The sequence below is a fragment of the Shewanella sp. BF02_Schw genome, assembly GCF_014596695.2.
GTDB lineage: Bacteria > Pseudomonadota > Gammaproteobacteria > Enterobacterales > Shewanellaceae > Shewanella.
Genome location: NZ_JABKAW020000008.1, coordinates 73,595 through 98,783 on the forward strand (window position 1 = coordinate 73,595; position 25,189 = coordinate 98,783).

Genomic DNA, 25,189 nt, shown 5'->3' on the forward strand with positions numbered 1-25,189 from the left:
CGTATGGCAAATTTTATTGATAGACGACTCAACGCAAAAGGAAAAAGCACTGTTAATCGGCAGCGTTTTATTGAACGCTATAAAAAACAAATCAAAAAAGCTGTCGGTGATGCGGTAACACGCCGAAGTGTTACGGATATTGATAAAGGTGAACAGATTAGTATTCCCAAGCGGGATCTCAGTGAGCCCGTTTTTAGGCAAGGACAAGGTGGAATAAGGGACAGAGTTCATCCTGGCAATGATCAATTTAATCGTGGAGACCAAATTCAACGGCCTAAAGATGGCCAAGGCGGTGCAGGTCGAGGCGATGCCTCAAATAGTGGCGAAGGTGACGACGATTTTGTATTTACTATTTCAAAAGATGAATATTTAGCATTGTTGTTTGAAGATCTCGAACTGCCAAACTTACAGAATAATCGCCTTAATAAATTGGTTGAATATCAAACCTATCGCGCAGGCTTCACCAATGATGGCGTACCCGCCAATATCAATATTGTCAGATCACTGCGTTCATCACTCGCTAGACGCATCGCCATGAGCGGCGGGAAAAAGAAAGCACTACAGGCATTGGAAGCCGAACTTGCGGTATTAGAAGATACTCCTGGCGCTCAAGCCGAGCGGATTATAGCCATCAAAGAGCAAATAACAGTGCTCAAGCAGCAAATCGCTAAAGTACCTTTTATCGATACCTTTGATTTACGCTATAACAACTATGCGAAACGCGAAGTCCCTTCTAGTCAAGCGGTGATGTTTTGTTTAATGGATGTGTCAGGTTCGATGGATCAAGCTACCAAAGATATGGCTAAACGTTTTTATATTCTATTGTATCTATTTCTGACCCGCAGTTATCAGAACCTCGAGGTAGTATATATTCGCCACCATACACAGGCAAAAGAAGTCGATGAACACGAATTTTTTTACTCACAAGAAACCGGCGGAACCATAGTATCAAGCGCATTAAAACTGATGCATGAAATACAACAAGCTCGTTACCCTGAAAATGAATGGAATATCTATGCAGCTCAAGCTTCTGATGGCGATAATTGGTCCGACGACTCCCCCACTTGCCATGAAATATTAGCAAAACATATTCTGCCCAAAGTACGCTATTTCAGTTACATCGAAATCAGTCATCGGGCTCATCAAACCTTGTGGCATCAATATGAACAGTTACAACAGCAGTTTGACAACATTGCGGTACAGCATATTCACCAAGTTGAAGATATCTATCCCGTTTTCCGTGAACTCTTTAAAAAACAAGCTATATAGGAGGCTATCATGGTTCAACATAAACGTAACCCGTTAGATGATGGTCCCGAGTGGACATTTGATTTACTGCAACAATATCAATATGAAATTGAACAGGCCGCGGCTTTCTTTAAACTTGATACTTATCCGAATCAAATTGAAATTATTACCGCGGAACAAATGATGGATGCCTATGCAGGGATAGGAATGCCCATTGGTTACACTCATTGGTCATTTGGTAAACGGTTTATCCAAACAGAACAAGGCTACAAGCGCGGCCAAATGGGGTTAGCTTATGAAATTGTGATAAATTCCGACCCCTGCATCGCCTATTTAATGGAAGAAAATACCATCACGATGCAAGCATTGGTTATGGCTCACGCCTGTTATGGCCACAATAGTTTTTTTAAAAATAACTATTTATTTAACACCTGGACCGATGCCAGTTCGATTATTGATTATTTAGTTTTTGCTAAGAATTATATTCGTGAATGTGAATTACGTTATGGTGTAGAGCAAGTTGAACTGACCTTAGACTCTTGCCATGCATTAATGAATTACGGTGTAGACCGCTACAAACGTCCAGCTGAAGTGTCACTCAAAGAAGAACAAGCAAGACAACAAGAGCGTGAAGATTATCTGCAAAGCCAAGTGAATGACTTATGGCGAACGCTGCCTACATCACCACAAACAGACACCCCTGAAACGACGGCTATTTTCCCCAGTGAACCTCAAGAAAACATTTTATATTTTATTGAAAAAAATGCACCATTATTAGCACCTTGGCAACGTGAATTGGTGCGCATAGTACGTAAGATGGCGCAATATTTTTACCCACAAAAGCAAACCCAAGTGATGAACGAAGGCTGGGCAACTTTTTGGCATTACACCATACTCAATCGCTTATATGATACCGATAAAGTTACCGACCGTTTCATGTTGGAATTCTTGCAAAATCACACCGCAGTGGTCGCTCAACCTGCCTATAATAGTCCACATTATAGTGGCATAAACCCCTATGCTTTAGGGTTTGCAATGTTTATCGATATCAGACGCATCTGCGAAACCCCCACTGAAGAAGATCGAAAATGGTTTCCAGACATTGCAGGCAGCGATTGGCTGACAACGGTTCACTTTGCCATGAAACACTTTAAAGATGAGAGTTTTATTAGCCAATATTTATCACCTAAAGTGATTCGTGACTTTAAGCTATTTGGTATTTTAGATAATGAAAAACGCAGTCAACTATCAATATCGGCCATTCATGATGATCAAGGTTACCAAGATATTCGCAACACCCTATCACAACAATATAATCTGTCGAATATCGAGCCCAATATACAAGTACAACAAGTGCAAGTGAACGGTGACAGGTCAATTATCTTACGCTACATACCATTTGACGGCATCCCGCTGGCAAACAACCATCAAGAGGTATTAAAGCATTTACATCGATTATGGGGATTTAATGTCACCTTGGAGCAACTTGATGACTTAGGCATTGTTAGTACCTTATCAATGTGTCCAGAAACGGCAGCATAAAGTCTATCTAGTTTACAATCTGTGGTTTGAACGAGATGATTTATGCTATAAAAAAGAGCCAATCGATTTAATTGGCTCTTTTTTAAGTGTAAATGAGAGGTTTTACTCACTAATTCACTAATTCACTAATTCACTAGGATTTATCATGACCCATTTCAGCAGGTAAATCATCACGTAATTTTTGCCACATTTTGCCACTTTCGATACCATTGATACGCATTAATGCTGGTACGTCAGAGTAATTTTTATCTTTAGCTAACTTTTCAAGTTTGACATAAAAACGCATGGTTAATTCACGAGCTTCTTGGCTCGAAAAATAATATCGACCAACACGATTATAAAGACCTTTGAAACCATTTAAAATCAATACATACAATGGATTACCTGATGCAAAAGCTAATGTATGATGCAATTGGTAATCAAATGTAGCATACGCTTCTGCATCATTTTCTAAGCTATGAATACCCGCTAATACATCAACTACTTTTTCAGGATTGTGGCGAATGGAGGCCCGAAAGTAAATGTTGCTTACGTTACCACGAGCAGCCATTAATTGGTCGACAAGTAGTGGAAAACCATCCGGATTTAAATCAGCAATGGTTTCTAAAATATTTAACCCAGACGTTTCCCAAAAATTATTCACCTGGGTAGGTTTACCATGTTGAATTTTCAACCAACCATCTCGAGCAAGACGTTGTAACACTTCTCTTAACGTTGTTCGAGTAACACCGATAAGTTCAGAGAGCTCACGTTCAGCAGGTAAAATTGATCCCGGTGGAAATTTGTTTTCCCAAATGGAACGAACAATATATTTCTCGGCAAAACTCGCTGGCCCTTTGGCATTGATGATCATCAGCCTTCATATCCTATTGCTAAACAATGGCGAAACTATTGTGACTGATCATACCAGAGCGGTAGAAAATAAAAACCATTGTTTAATCACTACGCTCATTACGATTGATTTTCAAACAACTAAACTGAGCAAAAATCAATAATTGAATATTCATCACATTAAACCACTATAATCATCGACATATCATCAATTTATCTGATAGAACTCTTTAAGTTTAGTATATAATGATGTAGCTAGTTTGTTAACGCTACGTGTTAATTCTAACGACAATAACAGCGTTACAATTCGATTTTTTTTAAGCTACACTAGCGATGAAAATAAGAGCCATACGTAGTTAGTGAGTAAACTATTTTGCTAACACATTGTTTGCTATAACAAGATATCTTTATTCAACAGAGAGTAATTGGCCAAAATACTCAGTTCAATCGAATTGAATTTTAAACTCAATTAACGAAAAATTGATGCTTATCAAGTTTTCTAATCTGAGTTGCCTCTATTCTCCCAAATCTATTTGAAAATAATGATGTATTGTAAGCTATCAAAAAATGGTAACAATACTGCCACAATAACAATATCGGAGAGGCTGATATGCCTGTAACCAAAAGTCAGGCGCTATTTGTAAACTTTTTAGGCAATTCACCTAAATGGTACAAATACGCAATTTTGGCATTTTTAGTAATAAATCCCCTGCTGTTTTTTTATGTCAGTCCATTTATCGCTGGATGGGTGCTAGTCGTTGAATTTATTTTCACTCTAGCAATGGCACTTAAATGTTATCCACTTCAGCCCGGCGGTTTGCTCGCAATTCAAGCCGTATTTATTGGCATGACATCTCCCTCGCAAGTTCTACATGAAATTGAAGCAAACTTAGAAGTATTGTTACTTTTAGTCTTCATGGTCGCTGGTATTTACTTTATGAAGCAGTTGTTACTGTTTGTATTTACCAAGATGATTACCAAAGTACGTTCGAAAATCATCGTTTCATTGATGTTTTGTACTGCGTCGGCATTCTTATCTGCGTTCTTAGATGCGTTAACGGTCATCGCGGTTATTATTGCTGTTGCCGTTGGTTTTTACTCTATCTACCACAAAGTGGCTTCAGGAAAGAGTTTTAATGATGGTCACGACCATACATCTGAAACAACTGAACAGTTAAACAATGAAGAATTAGAATCGTTCCGAGCATTCTTACGTAATTTATTAATGCATTCAGGCATTGGTACCGCTCTTGGTGGTGTTTGCACCATGGTTGGCGAACCACAAAACTTAATCATTGCGGCCCAAGCCCATTGGCAGTTTGGTGAGTTTTTCTTACGGATGTCGCCAGTGACAATGCCAGTATTGGTTGCAGGTATATTCACTTGTTTTCTTGTCGAAAAATTCAAAGTCTTTGGTTATGGTGCACAATTACCTGATGCAGTACATAAGATTTTAACTGATTACGCCACTCATGAAGACTCGCACAGAACCAATCAAGATAAAATGAAATTGGTTATCCAAGCCCTTATTGGTATTTGGTTAATTGCTGGTTTAGCACTTCACCTAGCTTCTGTTGGCCTCATTGGTTTATCAGTCATCATCTTAGCCACTGCGTTTAATGGTATAACCGACGAACATTCTTTGGGTAAAGCATTTGAAGAAGCTTTACCTTTCACTGCACTATTGGCGGTATTTTTTGCCATCGTTGGTGTGATTATTGACCAGGAACTGTTTGCTCCAGTGATCCAATGGGCATTAGGTTATGAAGGCAATATGCAGTTAGTGATTTTTTACATCGCTAACGGCTTGTTATCTATGGTCAGTGATAACGTATTTGTGGGAACTGTTTACATTAATGAAGTGAAAGCAGCATTGATGAGTGGCCAAATCACTCGAGATCAATTTGATTTACTTGCTGTGGCAATTAATACCGGTACTAACCTACCTTCTGTGGCTACGCCGAATGGACAAGCAGCGTTCTTATTCTTGTTAACCTCGGCCATAGCACCGCTTATTCGTTTATCGTACGGCCGTATGGTATGGATGGCGTTGCCTTATACGATTGTATTATCAATTGTGGGCGTGATGGCCATTGAGTCAGGTTTCTTAGTCGACATGACTGATTTACTTTATGAAACTCAATTAATTATCCACCACTCAGCCAAAGACATCAGTGGCGCGACAATGGGTCATTAATTAAATCAGCTTATTGGACTTAGTAGATAAATTATCTTAAAGTCTCTATTGTTTGTGTAAACACCCTCATTTGAGGGTGTTTTTTTATCTGTTAACACATTTATTAGGAACTGAAATTGTCGCAACTACAGCAGTTTTGCCATAACCGTTTGTCTTGGGGTTTATTATTATTGTCCGCCATTGGATTGGAATTGGCAGCCCTTTTCTTTCAATATGGAATGGATCTAGCGCCGTGTGTCATGTGCATTTATATTCGGGTTGCTGTACTCGGTATTATTCTGGCAGCGCTGATAGGGATACTACAACCTAAAGCGTGGTTGTTACGATTTGTGGGTATGGCTGGATGGTCTGTATCGGCGGTTTGGGGCTTCAAATTAGCTTATGATCTAAACCAGATGCAAGTTAATCCTTCACCGTTTGCGACTTGTTCTTTTTACCCCGAATTCCCCAGTTTTATGCCATTAGACACCTGGTTACCTTCAGTATTCTCGCCAACAGGCATGTGTAGTGACTCACCATGGTCGTGGCTGTCTGTCAGCATGGCACAATGGATGATGCTTGGTTTTGCTGTTTATGGTGTTATTTGGTTGTTGATGTTGTTACCTGCACTTAAATCTGCAAAATAAATCAGCAAAAGTTCGAAATCAAATATAAAAAAGACCTCATTGAGGTCTTTTTTATATTTGAAGAATTGATTATTCAACGTCTAGCATCGGCCACAGTACAATACAGTCTTCCAAATACTTCACTTTCATTTCGTTTACGGTTTTACCTTGTACCGAAATACCCGCTGCATGCATAGCCTGTTTATTTCCAGTCAATAACGGATGCCAGCTAGGTAAGCCTTTGCCAACATGCAAACGTCGGTAAGCACAGCTATCGGGTAACCAAGTCAGCTCAGCAATATTCTCAGGCGTAATGGCAGTACATTCAGGCACATAAGTAAAACGATCAGGATATCTACGGCAACCACAAGTATCGTTGTCCAATAGATGGCAGGCGGCATTGGTATAATAAAGTTCATCCGTTTCATCATCGATGATTTTATTTAGACAGCACTTACCGCAGCCGTCACAAAGAGACTCCCATTGTTCGGGGGTCATGTTTTCTAAAGGTGTGGTTATCCAAAACTGAGTCATCATTTTATGTCTAAAGTAGTTTATTGTCTAAATTTTCACGCATTTTACACCTAAAACGGTACAATTTACTGTTTAATTTTCTCAGAAAGGTAGGTTATTGCCAGCGTATCGTACAAAGAATTATTAAATTGATGTAATAATCGAAAATTATTATAAGTTAAATAAAAGCGGCCTTTGGGTCCATCCGGCGCAATTAATGATACTTCCATGTCATTACGTTGGGGTAAATCTGCACCATCAAAACGCCTGACACCATAGGCTTGCCAATCTGGAAATGTGTGATGTGATTGTAAACCAAGTAAGTTTGGATCTAACATCATTGTCGTTTTTACCTGTCTTCCCCACGTAGAATCATATTGCCAATCTTGTTGATGTAGCATATTAGCCGTAGATGCAAAGGCATCATCCATACTGCTCCAAACATCAATGATGCCATCTTTATCGGCATCTATACCGTATTGGAGTATCTGGCTAGGCATCATTTGCATCTGTCCCATCGCCCCTGATGAAGAACTTTGCAATAAATCTTCGGTAATATTTTTTTGTTCGATTAGCTTGAGCGCTGCAATAAATTCATTAATGTAAAAAGCTTCTTTATCGCCTTTATAAGCCAGTGAGGCTAAAACAGATAACCCAGAAAAACGTCCTGTTCGCTCTCCAAATCGAGAGTTCATCCCCCATAATGCCATCAGGAATCGGGACTGAACTTGATAAGTTCGGCTAATATTTTCTATTTGTGATTCATGTTGCTGAAACATTGCTCTGGCTGTACTCACGGTAATTTCAGGTACAGCTTGGGGAATAAAGTGTTCTAATGTTTGTGATTCATCTGAATGGGTATTGAGGCTGGCTTTTTTGAAGATTTTAATATTAGCAATATAGCGTTCTGCTGTCAGTTGATTAACGCCAGTGGCTATTGCCCTTTGTTGTAGTTCCAACAAATAGTCGGAAAATTCGCCACGGCTGTCTTCTGCCATGGCAATATTAGAACAAATGAAGTAACAAAATGCACATAAAATGATTTTTTGAATCATATTCGTCTTGATTACTCCTTTAAGAATGAGCTTATTTCTTAAAAGCTAATTCTTGTTTATGTTGTTCGAGTAAATTAATTTGCGGTGGTGGTATTTGCAAGTAATAGCCTTTTTCTACTAATGCTGACTTAACTTTGTCAATATCAGCGATACCTAAATGATCTCGTTTAGATAAAGGTACAATCATCACTAATGTCTTTGAACCAAACATTTCCATTAACGGTTCAGGAACGTCATCAAATACATCACGTTTTTTGACAAAAAGGTAAGTATCTGCTCTTCGACCGCTTTTATATACTGCACATATCATTTTAGTGTAAATTTCCAAAGGTTCAAACTTGATAGTCAACTAAGCACACTATAACATGGTGGCACAAGAAAATAATTGTAAATCAGTTTATCGCTGAAGTATTGGAGAATCACGCCGGGATGGCTAAACAAAATCTCGAATTAAAGGCCACGTCTTTTACCTTATCAGTACTGCATATCAATCATAACGATCTCGATATCATTGCGGCTGAATTAGACAACAAATTGGCTCAAGCTCCCCAGTTTTTTTTGGGCGCCCCCTTGGTATTAAATTTATCAGCCATTCAGCATACTCACATTGATTTTAATGCACTAAAACAATTATTAATTGACCGAAATCTTATTATTGTAGGCATTACCGATGCCAGCCCAGAACAAATTGAACAAGCAAAAAGTATGGCAATTGCAGTGGTTAAATCGGGTAAACAAGCCCGCAAAGCTGAGTTGCCTGTACGAGCAACTAAAATTGTTAAACAAAATGTGCGTTCTGGACAACAAATATACGCACAAAATGCTGATTTAATCATTTTTGGTGCGGTTGGTAATGGCGCTGAAGTCATTGCTGATGGTAGCATCCATATATATGGTGCTCTTCGTGGGAAAGCCATGGCGGGTGCTGCGGGAGATAATCAAAGTGTGATTATCGCTAACTCGTTAGAAGCAGAATTAGTATCGATTGCTGGACAGTATTGGTTGACAGAACATTTGCAACAATACGATCTAAGTCAAAGAGGCTGTGTTCGCCTTGAAGGCGCATCTCTTACTGTTGAATCATTGCCCCAATAATCGGCAAATACAAGGATATAAATATAAATGGCGCAAATTATTGTTGTCACATCAGGTAAAGGCGGTGTGGGTAAAACAACATCCAGTGCAGCAATTGCCACCGGATTGGCCTTAAAAGGAAAGAAAACTGTCGTTATCGATTTTGATATTGGGTTACGTAATCTTGATTTGATTATGGGTTGTGAACGCAGAGTCGTATATGATTTTGTTAACGTCATTAATGGTGAAGCTAATTTGAACCAAGCGTTAATTAAAGATAAACGCTGCGACAAACTGTTTATCTTACCCGCGTCTCAAACACGCGATAAAGATGCGCTCACTAAAGAAGGCGTTGGCCGGGTACTTGAAAATTTAGCCAAAGATTTCGATTATATTGTTTGTGATTCACCAGCGGGTATTGAACAAGGTGCCATGATGGCGCTTTACTTTGCCGACATAGCGATTGTTACCACTAACCCTGAAGTGAGTTCTGTACGTGACTCAGATCGTATATTAGGCATGCTGCAGAGCCGTTCACGTCGTGCGGAATTGTCTTTAGAGCCCATAAAAGAATATTTATTGTTAACTCGTTACTCTCCTGCGCGGGTCAAAACGGGTGAAATGCTCAGTGTTGAGGATGTGAAGGAAATATTAGCCATTGAATTACTCGGTGTGATCCCTGAGTCTCAATCGGTACTGAAGGCGTCAAACTCTGGTGTACCGGTCATTATTGATCAAGAAAGTGATGCAGGTTTAGCTTATGGCGATACGGTTGCACGCTTATTAGGTGATGATGTACCTGTTCGATTTATTACAGAAGAAAAAAAGGGATTCCTTAAAAGGATATTTGGGAGCTAACTATGTCGATACTTGATTATTTTAGAAGCAGTAAAAAGCCCAATACCGCATCATTGGCAAAAGAACGATTACAAATTATTGTGGCTCATCAACGTGGTGAACGTGGTGCACCTGATTATTTCCCAAAGATGAAACAAGAAATCATCGAAGTGATCCGTAAATATGTGCAAATATCAGATGACCAAGTCTCTGTGCAACTTGACCAAAACGATGACAATTTATCGGTGTTAGAGTTAAACGTTACCTTACCTGATTCAAAGTAATCAGCCAAGGTCACCCTACTCTGCTTAACACAAAAAAGGATACTGGCATTATGCGAGTATCCTTTTTTGGTATGTTGATAAATTGCATTAACTAAAGCGGTATCAACTAAAGCTGTATTAACTAAAGCTGTATTAACTAAAGCGCACTGGCTCTAGTAAATCACCTACCAACTGCCCACGCCAACCGACCAAGAGTATCGGTGTTGGTGTTTGTTTGTTGTGATACAACCATAATAGAAATTCATGAATATGGCGCTTAGAACCAACAAATTCTAATGCGACATTTTCACGCTCACATAATTCAGTTAAGACTGTTTTAACTTCTTTAAAAGCTGATTTATAACCTGACTTAAGCGCAACAACATCAACTTCTTCAGGTAGATTAATTAAATCTGCCGTCGCCATAACTGTTAATAAATCTTTGCCGTGAATACGTTTCTCTTGATCTGTTAAGTCATTTAAACTATTCAATTCCGCCAGTGTGGTCGGTTGTTTTTTGGCTAATGCAATTAATGCATGGTCTTTTACCACAAAACCCAGCGCTAGATTGCGGCTTACCGCTTTGGCTAGACGCCATTTCGCCAATACTTTTAAATAGGCTAGCTGCTGACTCGATAATTGAAATGCATTTTTGACTTTAAGGTAAACGCTGTCGCCTTCTGGCAATGACATGCGCCCTTCAGTCATACGCTGACCTTCTTCAAACAACCATTCAAGACGATTGTCCGCAGCAAGCTTCTGTTGCAGCTGAGGGTATAATTGATATAAATAAAACACATCATTAGCCGCATACTGTAATTGCGCATCAGACAGTGGACGATTCATCCAATCCGTACGTGATTCGCCTTTATCTATTTCGACTTGCAAGCATGCGTCAACGAGCTTGGCATAACCTAATCCGTGGCCTAAACCAGCAAAGCTTGCCGCTATTTGGCTATCAAATAAAGGGCTTGGTTGGCATTCACCATAATGAGCAAACACCTCGAGATCTTCACTGCATGAATGCACTAATTTGACAATATTTTGGTCAGTTAATAACTGCCAAAATGGGCTTAAATCGGTAATTGCAACCGGATCAATTAAGGCTAAAGTTTTGCCATCATAGGCTTGAATAAGGCCTAATTTAGCATAATAGGTTCGAGTGCGGACAAACTCAGTATCTAGCACCAGCAAGGTGCTTTGTTGGTATTGTTCAACTAATGACAACAGGCTGGCATCATCACTGATATATTCAAACGTTAACAAAATAGGCTCCGCTAAAAAAAGGTGTGAGCAATACGATAAGCTGATAACAACCAAACATAAAAAAGCCGGCTTAGTTGCCGGCTTTGATTTTACGCTTTGTTAACTTCATCTCGAAGTTGTCGGCGTAAAATTTTACCCACATTGGTTTTCGGTAATTCGTCTCTAAATTCTACCAGCTTAGGAACTTTATATCCCGTTAAATGATGACGGCAGTGCTTAATCAGTTCTTCTTCGGTTAATGATTTGTCTTTTGCTACCACAAAAATCTTCACTAACTCGCCACTGGCATCATTGGGAACGCCAACAGCAGCGACTTCGATAACTTTAGGGTGTAGGGCAACAACCTCTTCCACTTCATTCGGAAATACGTTAAAACCTGACACTAAAATCATGTCTTTTTTACGATCGACAATGAAAAAGAAACCTTTTTCATCCATATAACCAATATCACCAGTGGCTAACCAACCGTTTTTATCAATCACACTGGCCGTTTCTTCCGGACGCTGCCAATAGCCTTGCATCACTTGCGGGCCTTGAGCATACAACTCACCAGTTTCACCCTGGGCTAATACTTTACCATCATCATCACGTATCTGAATGAAGGTTGAAGGCGCAGGAAAACCAATAGAGCCATTGTACCCACTGAGATTATAGGGGCAGCATGTGACCAATGGTGATGCTTCAGTTAAACCATAGCCTTCGAGTAAACGTGTCTTAGTAAGGTTTTGCCATTTATCAGCAACGGCGCGCTGCACCGCCATCCCGCCGCCAATAGACAATTTTAAACCAGAAAAATCAAGTTGAGTAAATTCTTCATTATTAACCAAAGCATTGAATAAGGTATTAACACCCGTTAATACCGTAAACGGGTACTTTCTAAGTTCACCCACAAATGCTGGGATATCTCGAGGGTTAGTGATCAGAAGATTTTTACTGCCTTTGTGTAAAAACAATAAACAGTTAACTGTCAGTGCGAAAATATGGTAAAGAGGCAATGCTGTCACCACAAACTCAGCACCATCATCAAGCGTTGGAGAATAAGCGCCACTAGCTTGTAAAACGTTACTTACTACGTTTTTATGGCTTAACATGGCACCTTTAGATACCCCTGTAGTTCCACCGGTATACTGTAAAAAGGCCAAATCCTCGCCGCTAATATCGGCTTTAATGTACTGCAGGCGTCGGCCTTTAGAGAGCGCATCGCGAAATGATAATGCATGCGGTAAATGATATTTTGGTACTAATCTTTTAATGTATTTAACAACAAAATTCACTAAGGTGCGTTTGGGTGCGCTGAGCTGATCACCAAGGTTAGTGATAATGACCGACTCTATTGGTGTTTGATCAACAATTTCTTCTAGAGTGTTAGCAAAGTTAGACACCACAATGATGGCTCTTGCACCCGAATCGACTAATTGATGTTTTAATTCCCGTGGCGTATACAGTGGGTTAACATTAACCACCACCATACCCGCACGTAAAATACCAAACAGAGCAATAGGATATTGCAGCAAATTGGGCATCATAATGGCAACACGGTCGCCTTTATTTAAGTGCAGTTCGTTTTGTAAATATGCAGCAAATGCTCGACTTCGCTCTTCGAGTTTACGGTACGTCATCGTCGCACCCATGTTAATAAATGCAGGTTGGTCAGCATATTTTGCTACTGCATCTTCGAACATGTGTACTAAAGAACTGAATTGAGATGGGTCGATTTCGGCCGGAACATGTTCAGGTAAATTATTAATCCAAGGCTGGTCCACAGGTGTCTCCTAATAATGCCCACTGTGCTAAGACGTGCATTCCCCGTCAGTGGTAAAATATTTTATTGTCTGCGTATCATTAATATTGTTTTCGCAGGCTTTATTATGTTGCTTGTCATGAACTAAATCATACAAGTGTTTTAATTTTCGATCATAATCACATAAATAAACTAAAAATAACAGCGTTTTCACCTATGGCTAGCGGCTATTTAGAATAAATGCTCCAATCGATTTAGCAACCAGGTCAGCATTCCCCATGTGAAGATGATGGTCTCCGGCTAAATGAACGATATCAATATTGGAAAACCATTTATTGGCTTGCTCTGTTGATACTGTTAATTGTTTATAGCCATCATGGCCAACAATGAGTAACGAAGGCGTGTCACTTATTGTCATCAAAGCGTCAACCTGTTCAAAGGTAAAACGGTTAAGTGAATCTAATTTTAACCGAGGATCACTACGCCAAGAATAATGGCCATCAGTGGTAGCCATATTACGTTTGGTGATCATTTCGCACCATGGTAATGCTAATCCAGTGAGTTGATGGCGAGCCTGAATCGCAGTATCCATTGAAGAATACGTTGGAGTGACTCTGGCGAGTTGACGATTAAAGCGTTGTTGTTGCTGTAAGCCTTTTCGTAAGCGATCTTTAGCCTGTGTGGCAGATTCAGATAACGGTGCCAAGGCTTCTATTAATATGAGTTTATGGATGTTGTCAGCAAGACATGCATTGTAAGCTGACGCCACAATGCCGCCGAGCGAATGGCCCAATAAGATAATGGGACCCGTTTCTTGTGACAGGGTATGGATCACGGCTTGCAGATCGTAAATATAATCAACCCAATGCAACGGATAACGCCCTGGGCGATGATCTGATAATCCATGCCCTGGCCAATCGATGCACATCAGTTGAAATTTATCGAATAACTCTTGCTGGGCAAAGGCCTGCGCTAAGGGGATAAAACTGTCGACATTATCAAGCCAACCATGCAAAGCCAAAATCACTGGCTTGTCGGCTTGACCATAACGTTTAGCTGCAAGAGTAATATGAGCCAACGGCAATTGAATTTCTTCTACATCAATGTTCAACATTGTTGGCTCACTTTGCAAAAATTATTTAGCGGCTATTTTGGTAAATTTGATTGTCATACGATCACTTTCACCAATATCAAGATACTTCTGTTTATCTTGATCACCCATAGCTAAACGCGGTGGTAATGTCCACACACCTTTTTGATAATCTTTAGTGTCTTTAGGATTGGCATTCACTTCAGAGCTGCCGGTTAATTCAAAACCGTATTTATTGGCCAACTCAACCATTTGATTTTGATCCATATAGCCACTTTCTGCAGCCATACCGATATTGGCACGATGTTCAACAATGCCTAATGAGCCTCCAACTTTTAACACGTCATGAGCGGCTTTAAACACACCTTCCAACTCTCCTTTCATTGCCCAATTGTGCAAGTTACGGAATGTTAATACGTGGTCTGCAGAATTATCTTTACCCAATGAAAACTTAGCCGGTGGATCAAGCGTTACAAACTGTACATTGCCTACGCTGGCTTTGTTATCGCTAACCCATTTTTCAAACTTCAAACCCGCTGATTTGTAATAAGCACTTTGATTCGTGTCTGTTGCAGGATTAGTTTCAAAATTAGCAGCTACATATTGGCCTTTTTCAGCTAGGTATGGCGCTAAAATTTCAGCATACCAACCACCACCTGGCCATAGTTCAATCACAGTTTGTTCAGGCTTAATATCAAAAAACGCTAATGTTTCAGCAGGATGACGATATTGGTCACGTAGTTTATTATCTGCAGTACGAAACTCGCTGGCCACTGCTTTAGCAAGGGCAGAACTAACCTGCGGTGCTGTCACTTTTTTATCGGGCATACTATCGGCTGCGTATATTGCGGTCGACATACCTAAACTTGATAAGCCAATTAAGGCTCCTAACATCATGTTACGTTTCATTTTGACACTCCCTTTTTTCGATCAACTTTACGCCAACAGAGCAACAACATAAACCCGCTAAAGGCGAGCCATGTTATTACCCATAACCATGCAGGTAGCCAAGTCATTTTAGCTAACATAACCGCATCGCCTTGACCGCTTAACCCTAATAATACCATTGGACTTGCCATGGCATTTAAAATAATCATTAACCCTAATATACGCAGTAAGGTGTTTAACAGACTACTGTTTTTTAATTTAAGTGGTAACAAAAAAAGTATTATCAATACGCTGAGTATAACAATGGTTAACACATCGCGAGCCCACAAAAGTAACGATGCTGCCACGGTAAACGCGAGTAAAGTCAGGGTAAATCTAATGGTCTGTTTTTGCGTTGCCATCAGAAATATCGAATAACCCCAGAGTGCGGCGCCAAAATAGCCCGCATAAGCGATTAATATACTGCTGCCGCCTTGGCTAAAACAAAAGCCAGCTCCGTTTGGAAATAGCTGAATATGACTGACCGAGCCACCAGTCAATAATGTCGCGATGCCATGAGATAATTCGTGAAAATAACTTTCAAACCATTTAAAAGGTATAGAGATATAAGGGAATCGCGTCAGTAAAAAAGCCAACAGTAATTCAATCACAAAACGGCTACGACTGGGTGTTGCAGACAACGGCACATTAGGCATATAAATCAATACCAACCATTTGTTGAATTTCGTCTCTTTTAGCAGAATGCTGTGTCGATAAATACTGCGCTATAGCGCCACGCTGACTGTAAGTCTCACGGTCGTATTCAACACGCGCTTGCTGTTTGGCCGATAAAGTTGAATCATCAACAATGGCCATGTTGCGAGCTTCAATCCCTTGAACCTCAGTTTCTACAGTAGCAGGATTAACAATAATAGGTTCGTGGGCCGCTATGATCGGCCGATTACCGGCAACAGCTTGGCTCAGGCTAATTGGGCCTGATTGATTATTTGCCATTGATAATGCTGAATTTATCGTCATTAACGACACCGTTTACCTATATTTGAATCTTATACTTTATGTCAAATTGCCGTGAATGGCTATTCTCGGCCCGGAAGTTTTTTCCACGTAACAGTATCACGAAGGTACACAGGCGAAAGTTCATCAACAGTAGTATGCAAACCTTGTTGATAACCTTGTTGTGCCAGAATTAACATGGCTTTCGCATCTGGATAAGTTGCTTGGGTGCATGGTGTCATGTGTGGCGCTATCGTTAATAATTGTGGATTGGCTTCAAAGCCTGTGCCACAAACACTAATGTTTTGTTGTGTATCGAGGGTTAACTCAATCGCTTCTGGCGCGCTAACGTGTTCTTGACCTACTAAGGTAGCAATGCCGTCTTTGGCAATGTATTGGCCCCAATAGACTTCCTTCATACGGGCGTCAATACAGCACAATACTTGCGTAGCACCTTGCTCTGTTATGGCTAATTGGGCCATAGCGGCTAAGGTCGAAATGCCAATAACCGGCAAGTCGAGTCCCAAGGCTAATCCTTGGGTCATGCTGGTACAAATGCGGATACCGGTAAAACTGCCAGGACCGCGGCCATAGGCAATCATGTCCACATCGGCCAGTGTCACTTGGGCTTGGGCTAGCACTTCATCGACCATAGGTAATAATCGTTGACTATGCTCACGTGGTGCATCAGCAATAAGTGCAAACACCTTACCATTAATGGTTAACGCAGCGGAGCAAGTTTCAGTGCAAGTATCAAGAGCGAGGATGGTTAACGGCTTTGGCATTATGATGGGTTACCCAGTAAAAAAACATCAAATAGACTCAATATGATAACTGATGCGTACGGTTTTAAAAAGCTTAAGGGATTTGTTTTAAAAATTGTAATGCACGGTCTAAGTCACGTGTGCGTTGCATGGGTGGCAAAGAATTAATAAACGCCTGGCCATAAGCGCGGTTAACGATGCGGTTATCGCACAAAATAAGCACACCACGGTCTTTCTCATCACGGATTAGCCGCCCGACTCCTTGCTTTAAACTTATGACCGCTTGTGGCAGAGAAATATGGTTAAAAGGGTCAAGCCCTTGACGTTCGGCATTAGCTGCACGGGCTTTGTATAAAGCATCATCTGGCGATACAAACGGCAACTTATCGATAATCACGCAGCTGAGTAACTTACCGCGAACATCGACGCCTTCCCAAAAACTGCTGGTACCGAGTAATACTGCATTACCTAACTGCCTAAATTTATTTAACAAACTTTGTTTACTGGCTTGGCCTTGTACCAGTAAAGGATAAGCGACTTTACCTTGTAAAGCGGATGCAACTTGTTCGAGCATTTGATGGCTAGTAAACAATATGAACGTACGGCCTTGAGCCGCGTTGATAGCTTGAATACACACATCGACTAATTGTTTTACCGTATGTTGCGACTGACCTACTTTACCTAAATGGCGCGGTACACAAAATACCGCTTGATTAGGGTAATCAAATGGACTGTCTAAAATGATTTGTTGCGCTGATGACAAGCCAAGCTCAGTCGCAAAATGGCCCAAACTTCGGTTTACTTGTAAGGTAGCCGAGGTGAAAATCCAGCGAGTTTTGGCATCAAACAGCTGCTGGCATTGTTTTGCCACATTGATAGGACTCAGTCTTAACAGGATAAAGCGCGGACCTAACTCGACACTATAAGCCGCTTGCATGTCTTTGCATTCAAAATAGTCTTGTAGCTTTTCAGCAAGCTCATGCAATTGTTCAAACGCTAAGTCGAGTTGGTCTTCACGCCCAAGATGATGACGCATTACATTGGTAAGGTCGGTAAGTGCCTGTTGTAGTGCCCACGATACTGTCGCTAAGTGTTTGTTGGCGAGTACTTTACGCCAATCAGTTACTTGGTTGTCGTACATAGCGTTGTGCCAGTCACTCAAAGCCAACAGCCCACGTTGCGACAGTTGCTCTATTTGAATACTGTCACGAATGAGTTGTTTGTGTATTTTAATGATGCCATTAAGCAACTGATCAATTTCGCGACTGGAGATATGGCTCCCAAAGTAGTTAATGCAAATATCTGGCACCAAATGGGCTTCATCAAAAATAACCACATCAGGATCTGGCAATAACTCGGCAAACCCGGTGTCTTTGAGTAAGCGGTCAGCAAAAAATAAATGGTGATTAACCACCACCACTTTTGCCTCCATGGCCCTAATACGTGCTTTACGGGTAAAACACACATCATAATGATCGCATTTTTTACCCGTACAGGTTTCTTTGGTGCTCACAACGCTAGGAATAACCTCTGAATGCTCTGCCACCGAGGTTAAATTGCCGATATCGCCATCTTTGCTTAAATGTGCCCATTGGTTAATCTTGAGTAAATCATCAATATAATATTCGCTAAATTGACTGGCATTTTGCATCTGCTTTTCAAGACGTAACTGACATAAATAATTGTTACGCCCTTTTAATAACGCAATGGGTACATGTACATCTAACATGGCAAGTAATGCGGGGAGATCTTTGAGGAATAGCTGCTCTTGCAGATTTTTACTGCCGGTACTCACAACCACTTGCTTGCCGCTGAGTAAGGCCGGAATTAAATACGCATAGGTTTTACCCACACCAGTACCCGCTTCTAAAATCAGATTATGCTTTTTAGCAATAGCGTCACTGACCGCAACGGCCATATCTGTCTGACTTTGTCGATGGTGGTAATGATGCACATGTTTGGCTAACGCACCGCGATCGCTAAATTCATGGATTACAGATTGGGTAAGTGTAGAGCTCAAAGCATCCTCAAATTATCGCGCTAATGCTGATGTAGTGTGATTTGGGCTATTATGCTTATAACGGCATCATGTTCCAACTGTTTATCACCAAAAGTTGTAAAGGAGATAGGTTAACAATGTCAACTCTCCGATGGATTAAACTGGAAACAAAAAATGCCGGCCACCAGCGTGACTCAGCATTTTTGACTCGTTCAACGCCTAACTTAATCGTTGGACAGTGAGTTATTCAGCAAATAGGTTTTGAATAGGGTGTTCCGGGGTGAGTTCAAACGCCATTTTTTGATTGGCCGCCTTGTGTTTCACACTCATGCTCATGACTTTTTCAGCCTCGGCTAGGCCAAATAAGTCTAATGAGAAAATTAAATTTGTCGCGTTGTTATCAATAGCAAAACGCCCCATAACAATTAATTGCGTCGCTGTATCGGCGTCATGATGATCATCGCCTAACGAAAACATTAACCCCTCTAATGGACGCAAACCATTATTATCTTTTAATTTAACCTTAGCCAATATTTGAGCAATGATTTCAACACGATGAGCGTTAAACTCAACCGTTGATAAATGACCATTAATATCATCATCTATATCATTAAACGCACTGATCGGTAATGATAACACCATAAACGCACCATTATTGACCATATTGATGGTGCCGTGTTGAGCCACCATCATGTGAGATTGAGCCTCTGTTGCCAACAGTAAACTCATCATAAAAATAATCATTATTATTTGTTTTTTCAAAACCCGCATGTAATGTCCTCCTTACGTGTAATAAGATTGATTTATTGAGGTGGTGGAGGTAATTGGCCAGCAGCTTCAACTTCACCTTTCACACATCGTTGAAAGAACGGGTAACTGTCTGTCGCGTAATAATGATAAATGCCATTAGGGAACTCTGGAGTGACCCCAAAGCGGCCGTTACATTCATCTAAATCACCTGATCCATCTACATATTTCCAATCTTGTTTAAAGGTACCTAAAGCATATAAATCCGTCGATGGTCTGTTATCACTCACTGTTGTGACTAATTGGTAACTACCCGTGACCACTTTAAGTCCTGAAGTAGCATCATCTGCGCTGCTATAACCATAACGAGCATAAATCGGAAATCCATCAGATGCCCATGCAATTAAGGTCATAGTGTCACTGCTGCCACCGTGTAGCGTAATAAAACCTTCAGGCATACCGTGATAATGATATTCGCCACTTGGTTGAACATGCGCATTATTGTCATCAGTACCAAAATCAAAGCTTGATTGACCTAGCGCCTCAATATTCCAGTTGCCGACATTCATAGCTGCATCACAAATTAAACCAGAATCATCACAGGTTCCGGCTGTGCTGGCATCGATTTCAACCCCATTTAACACATACCCCTGCGGGCCTGATGGGCCACCTAATTCTTTAGCAACATCAGTTTTAACGGGCTGTAAAGTAATACTGGCTGTAATGTCTTGCACGGTGATCATGTTCGGATTGTTATCATTAGGAAAAGTCCCAACAGCGTGATCAGGAATACCGTTTGCCACTAATTCGCGCATATCATCGGTACAATTCCACTGTGACTCGCTGTTATAACCCACAGACTCAGAATCATTGAATTCGCTGTATGCATAATCACATAGTACACCGTCAGTAGTGCCGTCGTAACTGACACCATTATCTGTGACCACTGTCGTGCTCTCATCGACTGTAGCTGTGTCAGTGTTATTATCACTGCCGTTGCAGGCTGTTAATAAACCTGCGATAACCAAAGAACACAAAATTGATTGAGTGAATTGTTGATGTTTAACGAATAATTTCATGGCATCGATTCCTTTAAGTGGATCGTTATTGGTTTAACTAAAGAGATATTGTATTACCTATAGATGATATAGACAGAAAGTGCAGAAATTATGCAGAAAAATAACAAAAGTGATGGATTCGGTGAATAATCTGTTAATGACGTGACGTCACTTACAGCGTTGTGAACAACGTAACGTGGGAACGTAAAAGCGATGAGGAGGTACCTTAGCTTTACGCTTAAATATACCTGAGCAAAGTAAACACAACAGGGTTAAGGTTGATTTGAATATAGTAAACTTATAGATGATCGTATTTCAATCTAATGGCAGGTTACTACTAACTTACTTACAGCCAATAGCCCCAAGCCATTAATCGCTACAGACACATTATATCCACATTGCCATCTGTTCTTTGGTGGGCTTACTGCCTTTGTGGACCACTTTTTCATCAACCACTACCGCTGGCGTACTCATTACGTCATAAGCCATAATTTGCGCCATATCGGTCACTTTTTCAATTTTTATTGTAACCCCCTTTTCATCAGCAACAGCTTGGGCAAGCTCAGCAGTTTCAAGACACTTTTTACAACCAGAACCTAATACTTTAATGATTTTCATTTATTGTTCCTTGTGACTAATTCGTAGATGATAGCAACGGAGCAAATGCATTAAATATCCACCCCACTAAAGTGAATGAAACTAATAGAAGGCTAAATAATATTGCCAGTAAACGCCATTGCATGACTTGCTTTAACAAAATAAATTCAGGAAAACTGGCCGCTACAGTGCTCATACAAAATGCTAATGTGGTACCTATTGGTAAACCATTGATAATAAGGCTTTCCATAATCGGAATAACACCTGTCGCATTGGAATAAAGTGGAATGCCGAGCAACACCGCAGCAGGAACAGACCACCATTGTCCGTCGCCCAAATGCGCTTCAATCCAACCGTCTGGTACAAAGCCATGCAGCGCCGCGCCCAAACCCACCCCAATGATGACCCATTTCCACACTCGGCCGAATATATCTAGCATCTCAGTTTTGGCAAATTGATGCCTTTGTGGCAATGACATAGTTTGCACTTTGCCACTATCATCAGCAGTATTGCCAACCCCCTTCTGCTGACCACGTTTTAAGGCTTCGGCCGCAAACGACTGTAGCCAACGTTCAGCTTTAATACTGTCAAGAAACAGGCCGCCTAACATTCCTACACTCATTCCAACGGCAATATACAATAAGGTAAATTTGAGCCCCAATAAGCTCATAAGCAGTAATATTGCGACTTCGTTGATTAAAGGCGAGGTAATCAAAAAGCTCATGGTGATCCCTAATGGGATCCCGGCAGAGGTAAAACCTAAAAAAACAGGAATGCTCGAACAAGAACAGAATGGCGTTATGACACCAAAACCTGATCCCATTAAATAACCTAATCCTCGGTGTTTACCTGCTAAATAATCTCTGACACGCTCAACATTTAACGAAGCCCGGATGAGGGCAATGAAATAAATCATCACCAGCAGTAAAGCAAAAATTTTAGTGACGTCTTCAACAAAAAAATGCAGCGCATCTCCGAGTTTGGTCTCTGGCGACAACCCCAATAAACTGTATATAAGCCAAGATGCAAAATCAGAAAAAATCTGAAACATAAGTTATTGCTCTATAAAAACACTACTGTAAAGATAGCCTTATTTTTAGTCGTAATATAAGATCCAGGTCTCGATTTTGTTGATGATAAAAATAAACATAGATTATCCGAAATAATATCGGGTTAATTTTTTGTCTAAGTGAAATGTCTTGTTTTTGTCAGTTTTACCTATGATGACTTATTCAAACTCAAAATTTAAATGTCGATGATAAATTAATATAAAAATTAGTCAGTTAAACTCGTTTTTATTAAATCTATTACTGAATAATTCGTTGCAATGTTAACGGCATCATAATAACGTAGCCCTAGAGATATTTGAACACAGTCAATAAGCTTAAGGAAAAGCAATAATGAAATGGTTAATTGTAGTGGTTATAAGTTGGTGTATCGGGTTTATCAGTTATCCGCTGATATGGCCTAGTGACACCCCAGACACTACCGAACATGCCGATTTATTGTCCAAAACACCACAAGGCAACACTTCAAAATTTGTCTCTGCAGGTCAAGCTAATCTTACTTCGGTAAATGATGTAACCCAGAACACTCAAGACCGAGAAGCATTTAAGGCATCGTTAGGCAATGATGAAACGCCTTACATGTCGATTTTTCGCATCATGCAACTGGCCGAACAAGACCCTCTAGAAGCATTACTCGTTGCCGAAGAAACGCAACATGAAGACTTATATGGATTAATTTTAGAAATAGCGGGGAAAATGCAATTTTCAAATGTCATTTCATGGCTAGAACAGCAAAAGTCGACTGAACAATATGAATCATTACTCGACGGTTATTTACGTGGTTTAGCGTCTGTAAATCCGCAACAAGCATTAAGCGATGTAGAGTTATTAGCAGTAGAACCAATGAAGTCGTCGATCATCATGTCGATTGTCGACTCATGGGCCAACACCGATGCAATAGCCGCATTTGAATGGTTAAAATTGCAAACAGAAACTCAATCAACGTTAAAAATGTACTTAAATACCATGTATTACTACATTGAACAGTCACCTAACGAAGCCGCCAATCTCATTTCATCACTGCCATTAAATGAGTCGACTAATTATCTTATTACATCGATGGTATATCAGTTGGTTGAAAAGAATACTCAAGATGCTGTCGATTGGTTAGATACTATTGCCGTAGAGCAACGTGCCAGCGGGATATATATTGTTTCTCGAAAAATGGCAGAAACAGATCCTGAGGCTGCTTTAGTATTTTTAAACAATCAAAAACAAGCTTACGATTTAAATCAAGATTATTTCAACAGTGCCTTAGCTGAAATAGCCAGTGTGGAACCCAATATGATGCTAGCGCGAATAGACAATTATGAAGCGAATGTTCAGCGGGATATTATCATTAACGCTAGCTACGCCCTCGCAGAAAATTCGGAAGTCGATTTTTTGCAGGTAATTAACTCGCTGTCCGATGACAACAAAGATATTGCTTTTCGTCAACGATCAGCCCAGTTGAGCCAAACAGATCCACAACAAGCGTTTAATGTAGCCGAACGCATTAATGATACCACGACTCGATTAGAATCTATTGCCAGTACCGTCAATGTCTGGAGTGGGTTTGACAAACGAGCAGCGATGACAGCAATTGATAACTCAACCCTCTTAACAGCCAGCCAAAAAGCCGAAATAAGCAGTCAAATACAATTGCAGCTGACATCATCGAATATTATTTACCCTTGAGTAGCCATTTGATTATTTGGCTAACGAGCTTGTTCTATTGATTGCCACGGCAATTAACATCTTGTTATAGAAATAAGCAATCCACACAGATGCACACAGTCGTTAAGTTGATGATGATGATGATGACATTAAATAACCTGAACTCGGGATAAGAATTGAACTAAACGCCCTCTTTACGATCAGATCTTTCGACCAAGAAGGATTTAATCATGCAGAGGGCGTATGAATAATTTAGTGGATATATTTTGTGATGTCGATGATTTTTGTGCTGTATTCATTCCGCAATGGAAAACACAATGCCTGACTGACGGCACACGAAAACGTCAGCGCTCAAATCGAATGGACATGAGCGAAATAATGACCATTATCATACTCTTCCATACATCCCACCACCGTGACTTCAAGAACTTTTATACTGGTTATCTTGCTCGATTCTTTAAATCTGATTTTCCACATTTGCTCAGTTACAGTCGCTTTTTGGAACTAATGCCCACAACTGTCGTGCCATTGTGCAGCTATTTTTGTACCATAAGAAGTCAGCCAACAGGGATTGAGTTTGTTGATTCAACGAGTATCAAGGTCTGTCACAACTTACGAATTCCAAGGCATAAAAGTTTATCGGGCCTCGCTAGCCGAGGAAAAGGCACGATGGGATGGTTCTACGGGTTTAAACTTCACCTAATTGTTAATCACAAAGGCGGCATTGTAGCCGCCAAAATAACGCCCGCGAATGTGCATGACACTCAGCCTGTTTCGGGGATGGTGGTTAACTCAATGGATAAACTTTATGCCGACAAAGGCTACATTAGCAGAGCACTGGCGAGCGACTTACTCGAACAAGGTGTTACGATCGTCAATAATGTCCGTAAAAACATGAAAGCTAAAGCATTATCCCTATGGGATAGAGCGATGCTTTCACGTCGATTTATCATTGAAACCATCAATGACCAGCTAAAAAATATTTCACAAATAGAGCATACAAGACATCGAAGCGTGCATGGTTTTATGTTGAATATGATAGGCGGATTGATTGCCTATCAACTGAAAGAAACTAAGCCACAACTCAATATTACGAATGCTGAGTTTGGCGCTATTGTTGTTATGGCTTAAACCGATCTCAGGTTAAATAGTAAGTTA

The 25,189-nt window shown here is 40.4% G+C and carries 25 protein-coding genes; 9 read left to right on the top strand and 16 right to left on the bottom strand.

Annotation, left to right across the window (positions count from 1 at the left end):
- Positions 1–3 precede the first annotated feature (3 nt).
- Both HNW13_RS21235 and HNW13_RS21240 read left to right on the top strand, forming a co-directional pair.
- Positions 4–1,269: a YeaH/YhbH family protein gene (locus HNW13_RS21235; protein WP_162022936.1), complete on the top strand. Its 1,266-nt coding sequence runs from the start codon at positions 4–6 to the stop codon at positions 1,267–1,269.
- A gap of 9 nt (positions 1,270–1,278) precedes the next feature.
- Positions 1,279–2,790 carry a SpoVR family protein gene (locus HNW13_RS21240; protein WP_192116080.1) on the top strand — a complete coding sequence of 504 codons (1,512 nt, stop codon included), beginning with the start codon at positions 1,279–1,281 and terminating at the stop codon, positions 2,788–2,790.
- A gap of 133 nt (positions 2,791–2,923) precedes the next feature.
- Here HNW13_RS21240 and fadR read toward each other — a convergent pair whose 3' ends face one another.
- Complete coding sequence (fadR, locus tag HNW13_RS21245) at positions 2,924–3,643, bottom strand: fatty acid metabolism transcriptional regulator FadR (RefSeq protein ID WP_101087586.1); 720 nt, start codon at positions 3,641–3,643, stop codon at positions 2,924–2,926.
- A 588-nt stretch (positions 3,644–4,231) separates the two neighbouring features.
- On the opposite strand from fadR, the gene nhaB reads away from it, so the two are divergent.
- Positions 4,232–5,818, top strand: coding sequence for a sodium/proton antiporter NhaB (nhaB, locus tag HNW13_RS21250; RefSeq protein WP_192116081.1), 1,587 nt, complete (start codon positions 4,232–4,234; stop codon positions 5,816–5,818).
- Between the two features lie 116 nt (positions 5,819–5,934).
- Positions 5,935–6,444 carry a disulfide bond formation protein DsbB gene (dsbB, locus tag HNW13_RS21255; RefSeq protein WP_192116082.1) on the top strand — a complete coding sequence of 170 codons (510 nt, stop codon included), beginning with the start codon at positions 5,935–5,937 and terminating at the stop codon, positions 6,442–6,444.
- 69 nt (positions 6,445–6,513) lie between these two features.
- On the opposite strand, the gene HNW13_RS21260 is transcribed toward dsbB, so the two are convergent.
- The 3 genes from HNW13_RS21260 to HNW13_RS21270 all read right to left on the bottom strand — a co-directional run bounded on the left by HNW13_RS21260 (position 6,514) and on the right by HNW13_RS21270 (position 8,301).
- A complete protein-coding gene (locus HNW13_RS21260; protein WP_162022933.1) occupies positions 6,514–6,960 on the bottom strand; it encodes a YcgN family cysteine cluster protein in 447 nt (148 codons plus the stop codon).
- 62 nt (positions 6,961–7,022) lie between these two features.
- Positions 7,023–7,991 (bottom strand): lytic murein transglycosylase, encoded by a 969-nt coding sequence (locus HNW13_RS21265; protein WP_162022932.1) that lies wholly within the window; start codon positions 7,989–7,991, stop codon positions 7,023–7,025.
- Between the two features lie 31 nt (positions 7,992–8,022).
- Positions 8,023–8,301 (bottom strand): YcgL domain-containing protein, encoded by a 279-nt coding sequence (locus HNW13_RS21270; RefSeq protein ID WP_101087581.1) that lies wholly within the window; start codon positions 8,299–8,301, stop codon positions 8,023–8,025.
- 119 nt (positions 8,302–8,420) lie between these two features.
- On the opposite strand from HNW13_RS21270, the gene minC reads away from it, so the two are divergent.
- Genes minC through minE form a run of 3 tightly spaced genes read left to right on the top strand, consistent with a single transcriptional unit; the run spans position 8,421 to position 10,186 of the window.
- A complete protein-coding gene (gene minC / locus HNW13_RS21275; protein WP_101087580.1) occupies positions 8,421–9,086 on the top strand; it encodes a septum site-determining protein MinC in 666 nt (221 codons plus the stop codon).
- Between the two features lie 27 nt (positions 9,087–9,113).
- On the top strand, positions 9,114–9,923 hold the full coding sequence (gene minD / locus HNW13_RS21280) for a septum site-determining protein MinD (RefSeq protein WP_011637202.1): 810 nt from the start codon (positions 9,114–9,116) through the stop codon (positions 9,921–9,923).
- A gap of 2 nt (positions 9,924–9,925) precedes the next feature.
- A complete protein-coding gene (gene minE / locus HNW13_RS21285) occupies positions 9,926–10,186 on the top strand; it encodes a cell division topological specificity factor MinE (RefSeq protein ID WP_011637201.1) in 261 nt (86 codons plus the stop codon).
- A gap of 132 nt (positions 10,187–10,318) precedes the next feature.
- Here minE and rnd read toward each other — a convergent pair whose 3' ends face one another.
- The 12 genes from rnd to HNW13_RS21345 form a co-directional block, all read right to left on the bottom strand.
- On the bottom strand, positions 10,319–11,431 hold the full coding sequence (gene rnd, locus HNW13_RS21290) for a ribonuclease D (protein WP_101087579.1): 1,113 nt from the start codon (positions 11,429–11,431) through the stop codon (positions 10,319–10,321).
- 89 nt (positions 11,432–11,520) lie between these two features.
- A complete protein-coding gene (fadD, locus tag HNW13_RS21295; RefSeq protein ID WP_182743674.1) occupies positions 11,521–13,194 on the bottom strand; it encodes a long-chain-fatty-acid--CoA ligase FadD in 1,674 nt (557 codons plus the stop codon).
- Positions 13,195–13,392: 198 nt separating this feature from the next.
- The gene (locus HNW13_RS21300) at positions 13,393–14,286 is read right to left on the bottom strand and encodes an alpha/beta hydrolase (protein ID WP_192116083.1); all 894 of its coding nucleotides are present in this window, start codon (positions 14,284–14,286) and stop codon (positions 13,393–13,395) included.
- 21 nt (positions 14,287–14,307) lie between these two features.
- Positions 14,308–15,090 carry a methyltransferase gene (locus tag HNW13_RS21305; protein WP_243756366.1) on the bottom strand — a complete coding sequence of 261 codons (783 nt, stop codon included), beginning with the start codon at positions 15,088–15,090 and terminating at the stop codon, positions 14,308–14,310.
- Between the two features lie 77 nt (positions 15,091–15,167).
- Entirely contained in the window at positions 15,168–15,845 is a 678-nt protein-coding gene (locus HNW13_RS21310) for a M50 family metallopeptidase (protein ID WP_192116084.1), read from the bottom strand.
- The gene (locus tag HNW13_RS21315; RefSeq protein ID WP_059745362.1) at positions 15,838–16,167 is read right to left on the bottom strand and encodes a hypothetical protein; all 330 of its coding nucleotides are present in this window, start codon (positions 16,165–16,167) and stop codon (positions 15,838–15,840) included. The genes HNW13_RS21310 and HNW13_RS21315 overlap by 8 nt, the downstream gene beginning before the upstream one ends.
- Positions 16,168–16,226: 59 nt before the next feature.
- Positions 16,227–16,928 (bottom strand): tRNA (adenosine(37)-N6)-threonylcarbamoyltransferase complex dimerization subunit type 1 TsaB, encoded by a 702-nt coding sequence (tsaB, locus tag HNW13_RS21320; protein WP_192116085.1) that lies wholly within the window; start codon positions 16,926–16,928, stop codon positions 16,227–16,229.
- Between the two features lie 73 nt (positions 16,929–17,001).
- The gene (locus tag HNW13_RS21325) at positions 17,002–18,927 is read right to left on the bottom strand and encodes an ATP-dependent DNA helicase (RefSeq protein ID WP_192116086.1); all 1,926 of its coding nucleotides are present in this window, start codon (positions 18,925–18,927) and stop codon (positions 17,002–17,004) included.
- A 222-nt stretch (positions 18,928–19,149) separates the two neighbouring features.
- Positions 19,150–19,677 carry a hypothetical protein gene (locus tag HNW13_RS21330; RefSeq protein WP_208062953.1) on the bottom strand — a complete coding sequence of 176 codons (528 nt, stop codon included), beginning with the start codon at positions 19,675–19,677 and terminating at the stop codon, positions 19,150–19,152.
- A 32-nt stretch (positions 19,678–19,709) separates the two neighbouring features.
- Positions 19,710–20,732 carry a YHYH protein gene (locus tag HNW13_RS21335; RefSeq protein WP_192116088.1) on the bottom strand — a complete coding sequence of 341 codons (1,023 nt, stop codon included), beginning with the start codon at positions 20,730–20,732 and terminating at the stop codon, positions 19,710–19,712.
- Positions 20,733–21,098: 366 nt separating this feature from the next.
- Positions 21,099–21,329: a thioredoxin family protein gene (locus HNW13_RS21340; protein WP_162022927.1), complete on the bottom strand. Its 231-nt coding sequence runs from the start codon at positions 21,327–21,329 to the stop codon at positions 21,099–21,101.
- A 16-nt stretch (positions 21,330–21,345) separates the two neighbouring features.
- A complete protein-coding gene (locus HNW13_RS21345; RefSeq protein WP_182743680.1) occupies positions 21,346–22,359 on the bottom strand; it encodes a permease in 1,014 nt (337 codons plus the stop codon).
- 349 nt (positions 22,360–22,708) lie between these two features.
- Between HNW13_RS21345 and HNW13_RS21350 the strand changes: the two genes are divergently transcribed.
- A complete protein-coding gene (locus HNW13_RS21350) occupies positions 22,709–24,052 on the top strand; it encodes a hypothetical protein (RefSeq protein ID WP_192116089.1) in 1,344 nt (447 codons plus the stop codon).
- Between the two features lie 222 nt (positions 24,053–24,274).
- Complete coding sequence (locus HNW13_RS21355; RefSeq protein ID WP_192116090.1) at positions 24,275–25,162, top strand: IS982 family transposase; 888 nt, start codon at positions 24,275–24,277, stop codon at positions 25,160–25,162.
- Positions 25,163–25,189 lie beyond the last annotated feature (27 nt).

Bases quoted from the DNA above. Each gene is read 5' to 3' on its own strand.
- fadR (WP_101087586.1), bottom strand. From the start codon at position 3,643: ATGATCATCAATGCCAAAGGGCCAGCGAGTTTTGCCGAGAAATATATT.
- HNW13_RS21355 (WP_192116090.1), top strand. From the start codon at position 24,275: ATGAATAATTTAGTGGATATATTTTGTGATGTCGATGATTTTTGTGCT.
- nhaB (WP_192116081.1), top strand. From the start codon at position 4,232: ATGCCTGTAACCAAAAGTCAGGCGCTATTTGTAAACTTTTTAGGCAAT.
- HNW13_RS21305 (WP_243756366.1), bottom strand. From the start codon at position 15,090: ATGCCCGATAAAAAAGTGACAGCACCGCAGGTTAGTTCTGCCCTTGCT.
- minC (WP_101087580.1), top strand. From the start codon at position 8,421: ATGGCTAAACAAAATCTCGAATTAAAGGCCACGTCTTTTACCTTATCA.
- HNW13_RS21260 (WP_162022933.1), bottom strand. From the start codon at position 6,960: ATGATGACTCAGTTTTGGATAACCACACCTTTAGAAAACATGACCCCC.
- HNW13_RS21330 (WP_208062953.1), bottom strand. From the start codon at position 19,677: ATGCGGGTTTTGAAAAAACAAATAATAATGATTATTTTTATGATGAGT.
- HNW13_RS21340 (WP_162022927.1), bottom strand. From the start codon at position 21,329: ATGAAAATCATTAAAGTATTAGGTTCTGGTTGTAAAAAGTGTCTTGAA.
- HNW13_RS21240 (WP_192116080.1), top strand. From the start codon at position 1,279: ATGGTTCAACATAAACGTAACCCGTTAGATGATGGTCCCGAGTGGACA.
- minD (WP_011637202.1), top strand. From the start codon at position 9,114: ATGGCGCAAATTATTGTTGTCACATCAGGTAAAGGCGGTGTGGGTAAA.
- HNW13_RS21310 (WP_192116084.1), bottom strand. From the start codon at position 15,845: ATGCCTAATGTGCCGTTGTCTGCAACACCCAGTCGTAGCCGTTTTGTG.
- HNW13_RS21300 (WP_192116083.1), bottom strand. From the start codon at position 14,286: ATGTTGAACATTGATGTAGAAGAAATTCAATTGCCGTTGGCTCATATT.
- HNW13_RS21265 (WP_162022932.1), bottom strand. From the start codon at position 7,991: ATGATTCAAAAAATCATTTTATGTGCATTTTGTTACTTCATTTGTTCT.
- HNW13_RS21335 (WP_192116088.1), bottom strand. From the start codon at position 20,732: ATGAAATTATTCGTTAAACATCAACAATTCACTCAATCAATTTTGTGT.
- tsaB (WP_192116085.1), bottom strand. From the start codon at position 16,928: ATGCCAAAGCCGTTAACCATCCTCGCTCTTGATACTTGCACTGAAACT.
- HNW13_RS21270 (WP_101087581.1), bottom strand. From the start codon at position 8,301: ATGATATGTGCAGTATATAAAAGCGGTCGAAGAGCAGATACTTACCTT.
- minE (WP_011637201.1), top strand. From the start codon at position 9,926: ATGTCGATACTTGATTATTTTAGAAGCAGTAAAAAGCCCAATACCGCA.
- HNW13_RS21350 (WP_192116089.1), top strand. From the start codon at position 22,709: ATGAAATGGTTAATTGTAGTGGTTATAAGTTGGTGTATCGGGTTTATC.
- HNW13_RS21315 (WP_059745362.1), bottom strand. From the start codon at position 16,167: ATGACGATAAATTCAGCATTATCAATGGCAAATAATCAATCAGGCCCA.
- HNW13_RS21235 (WP_162022936.1), top strand. From the start codon at position 4: ATGGCAAATTTTATTGATAGACGACTCAACGCAAAAGGAAAAAGCACT.
- HNW13_RS21345 (WP_182743680.1), bottom strand. From the start codon at position 22,359: ATGTTTCAGATTTTTTCTGATTTTGCATCTTGGCTTATATACAGTTTA.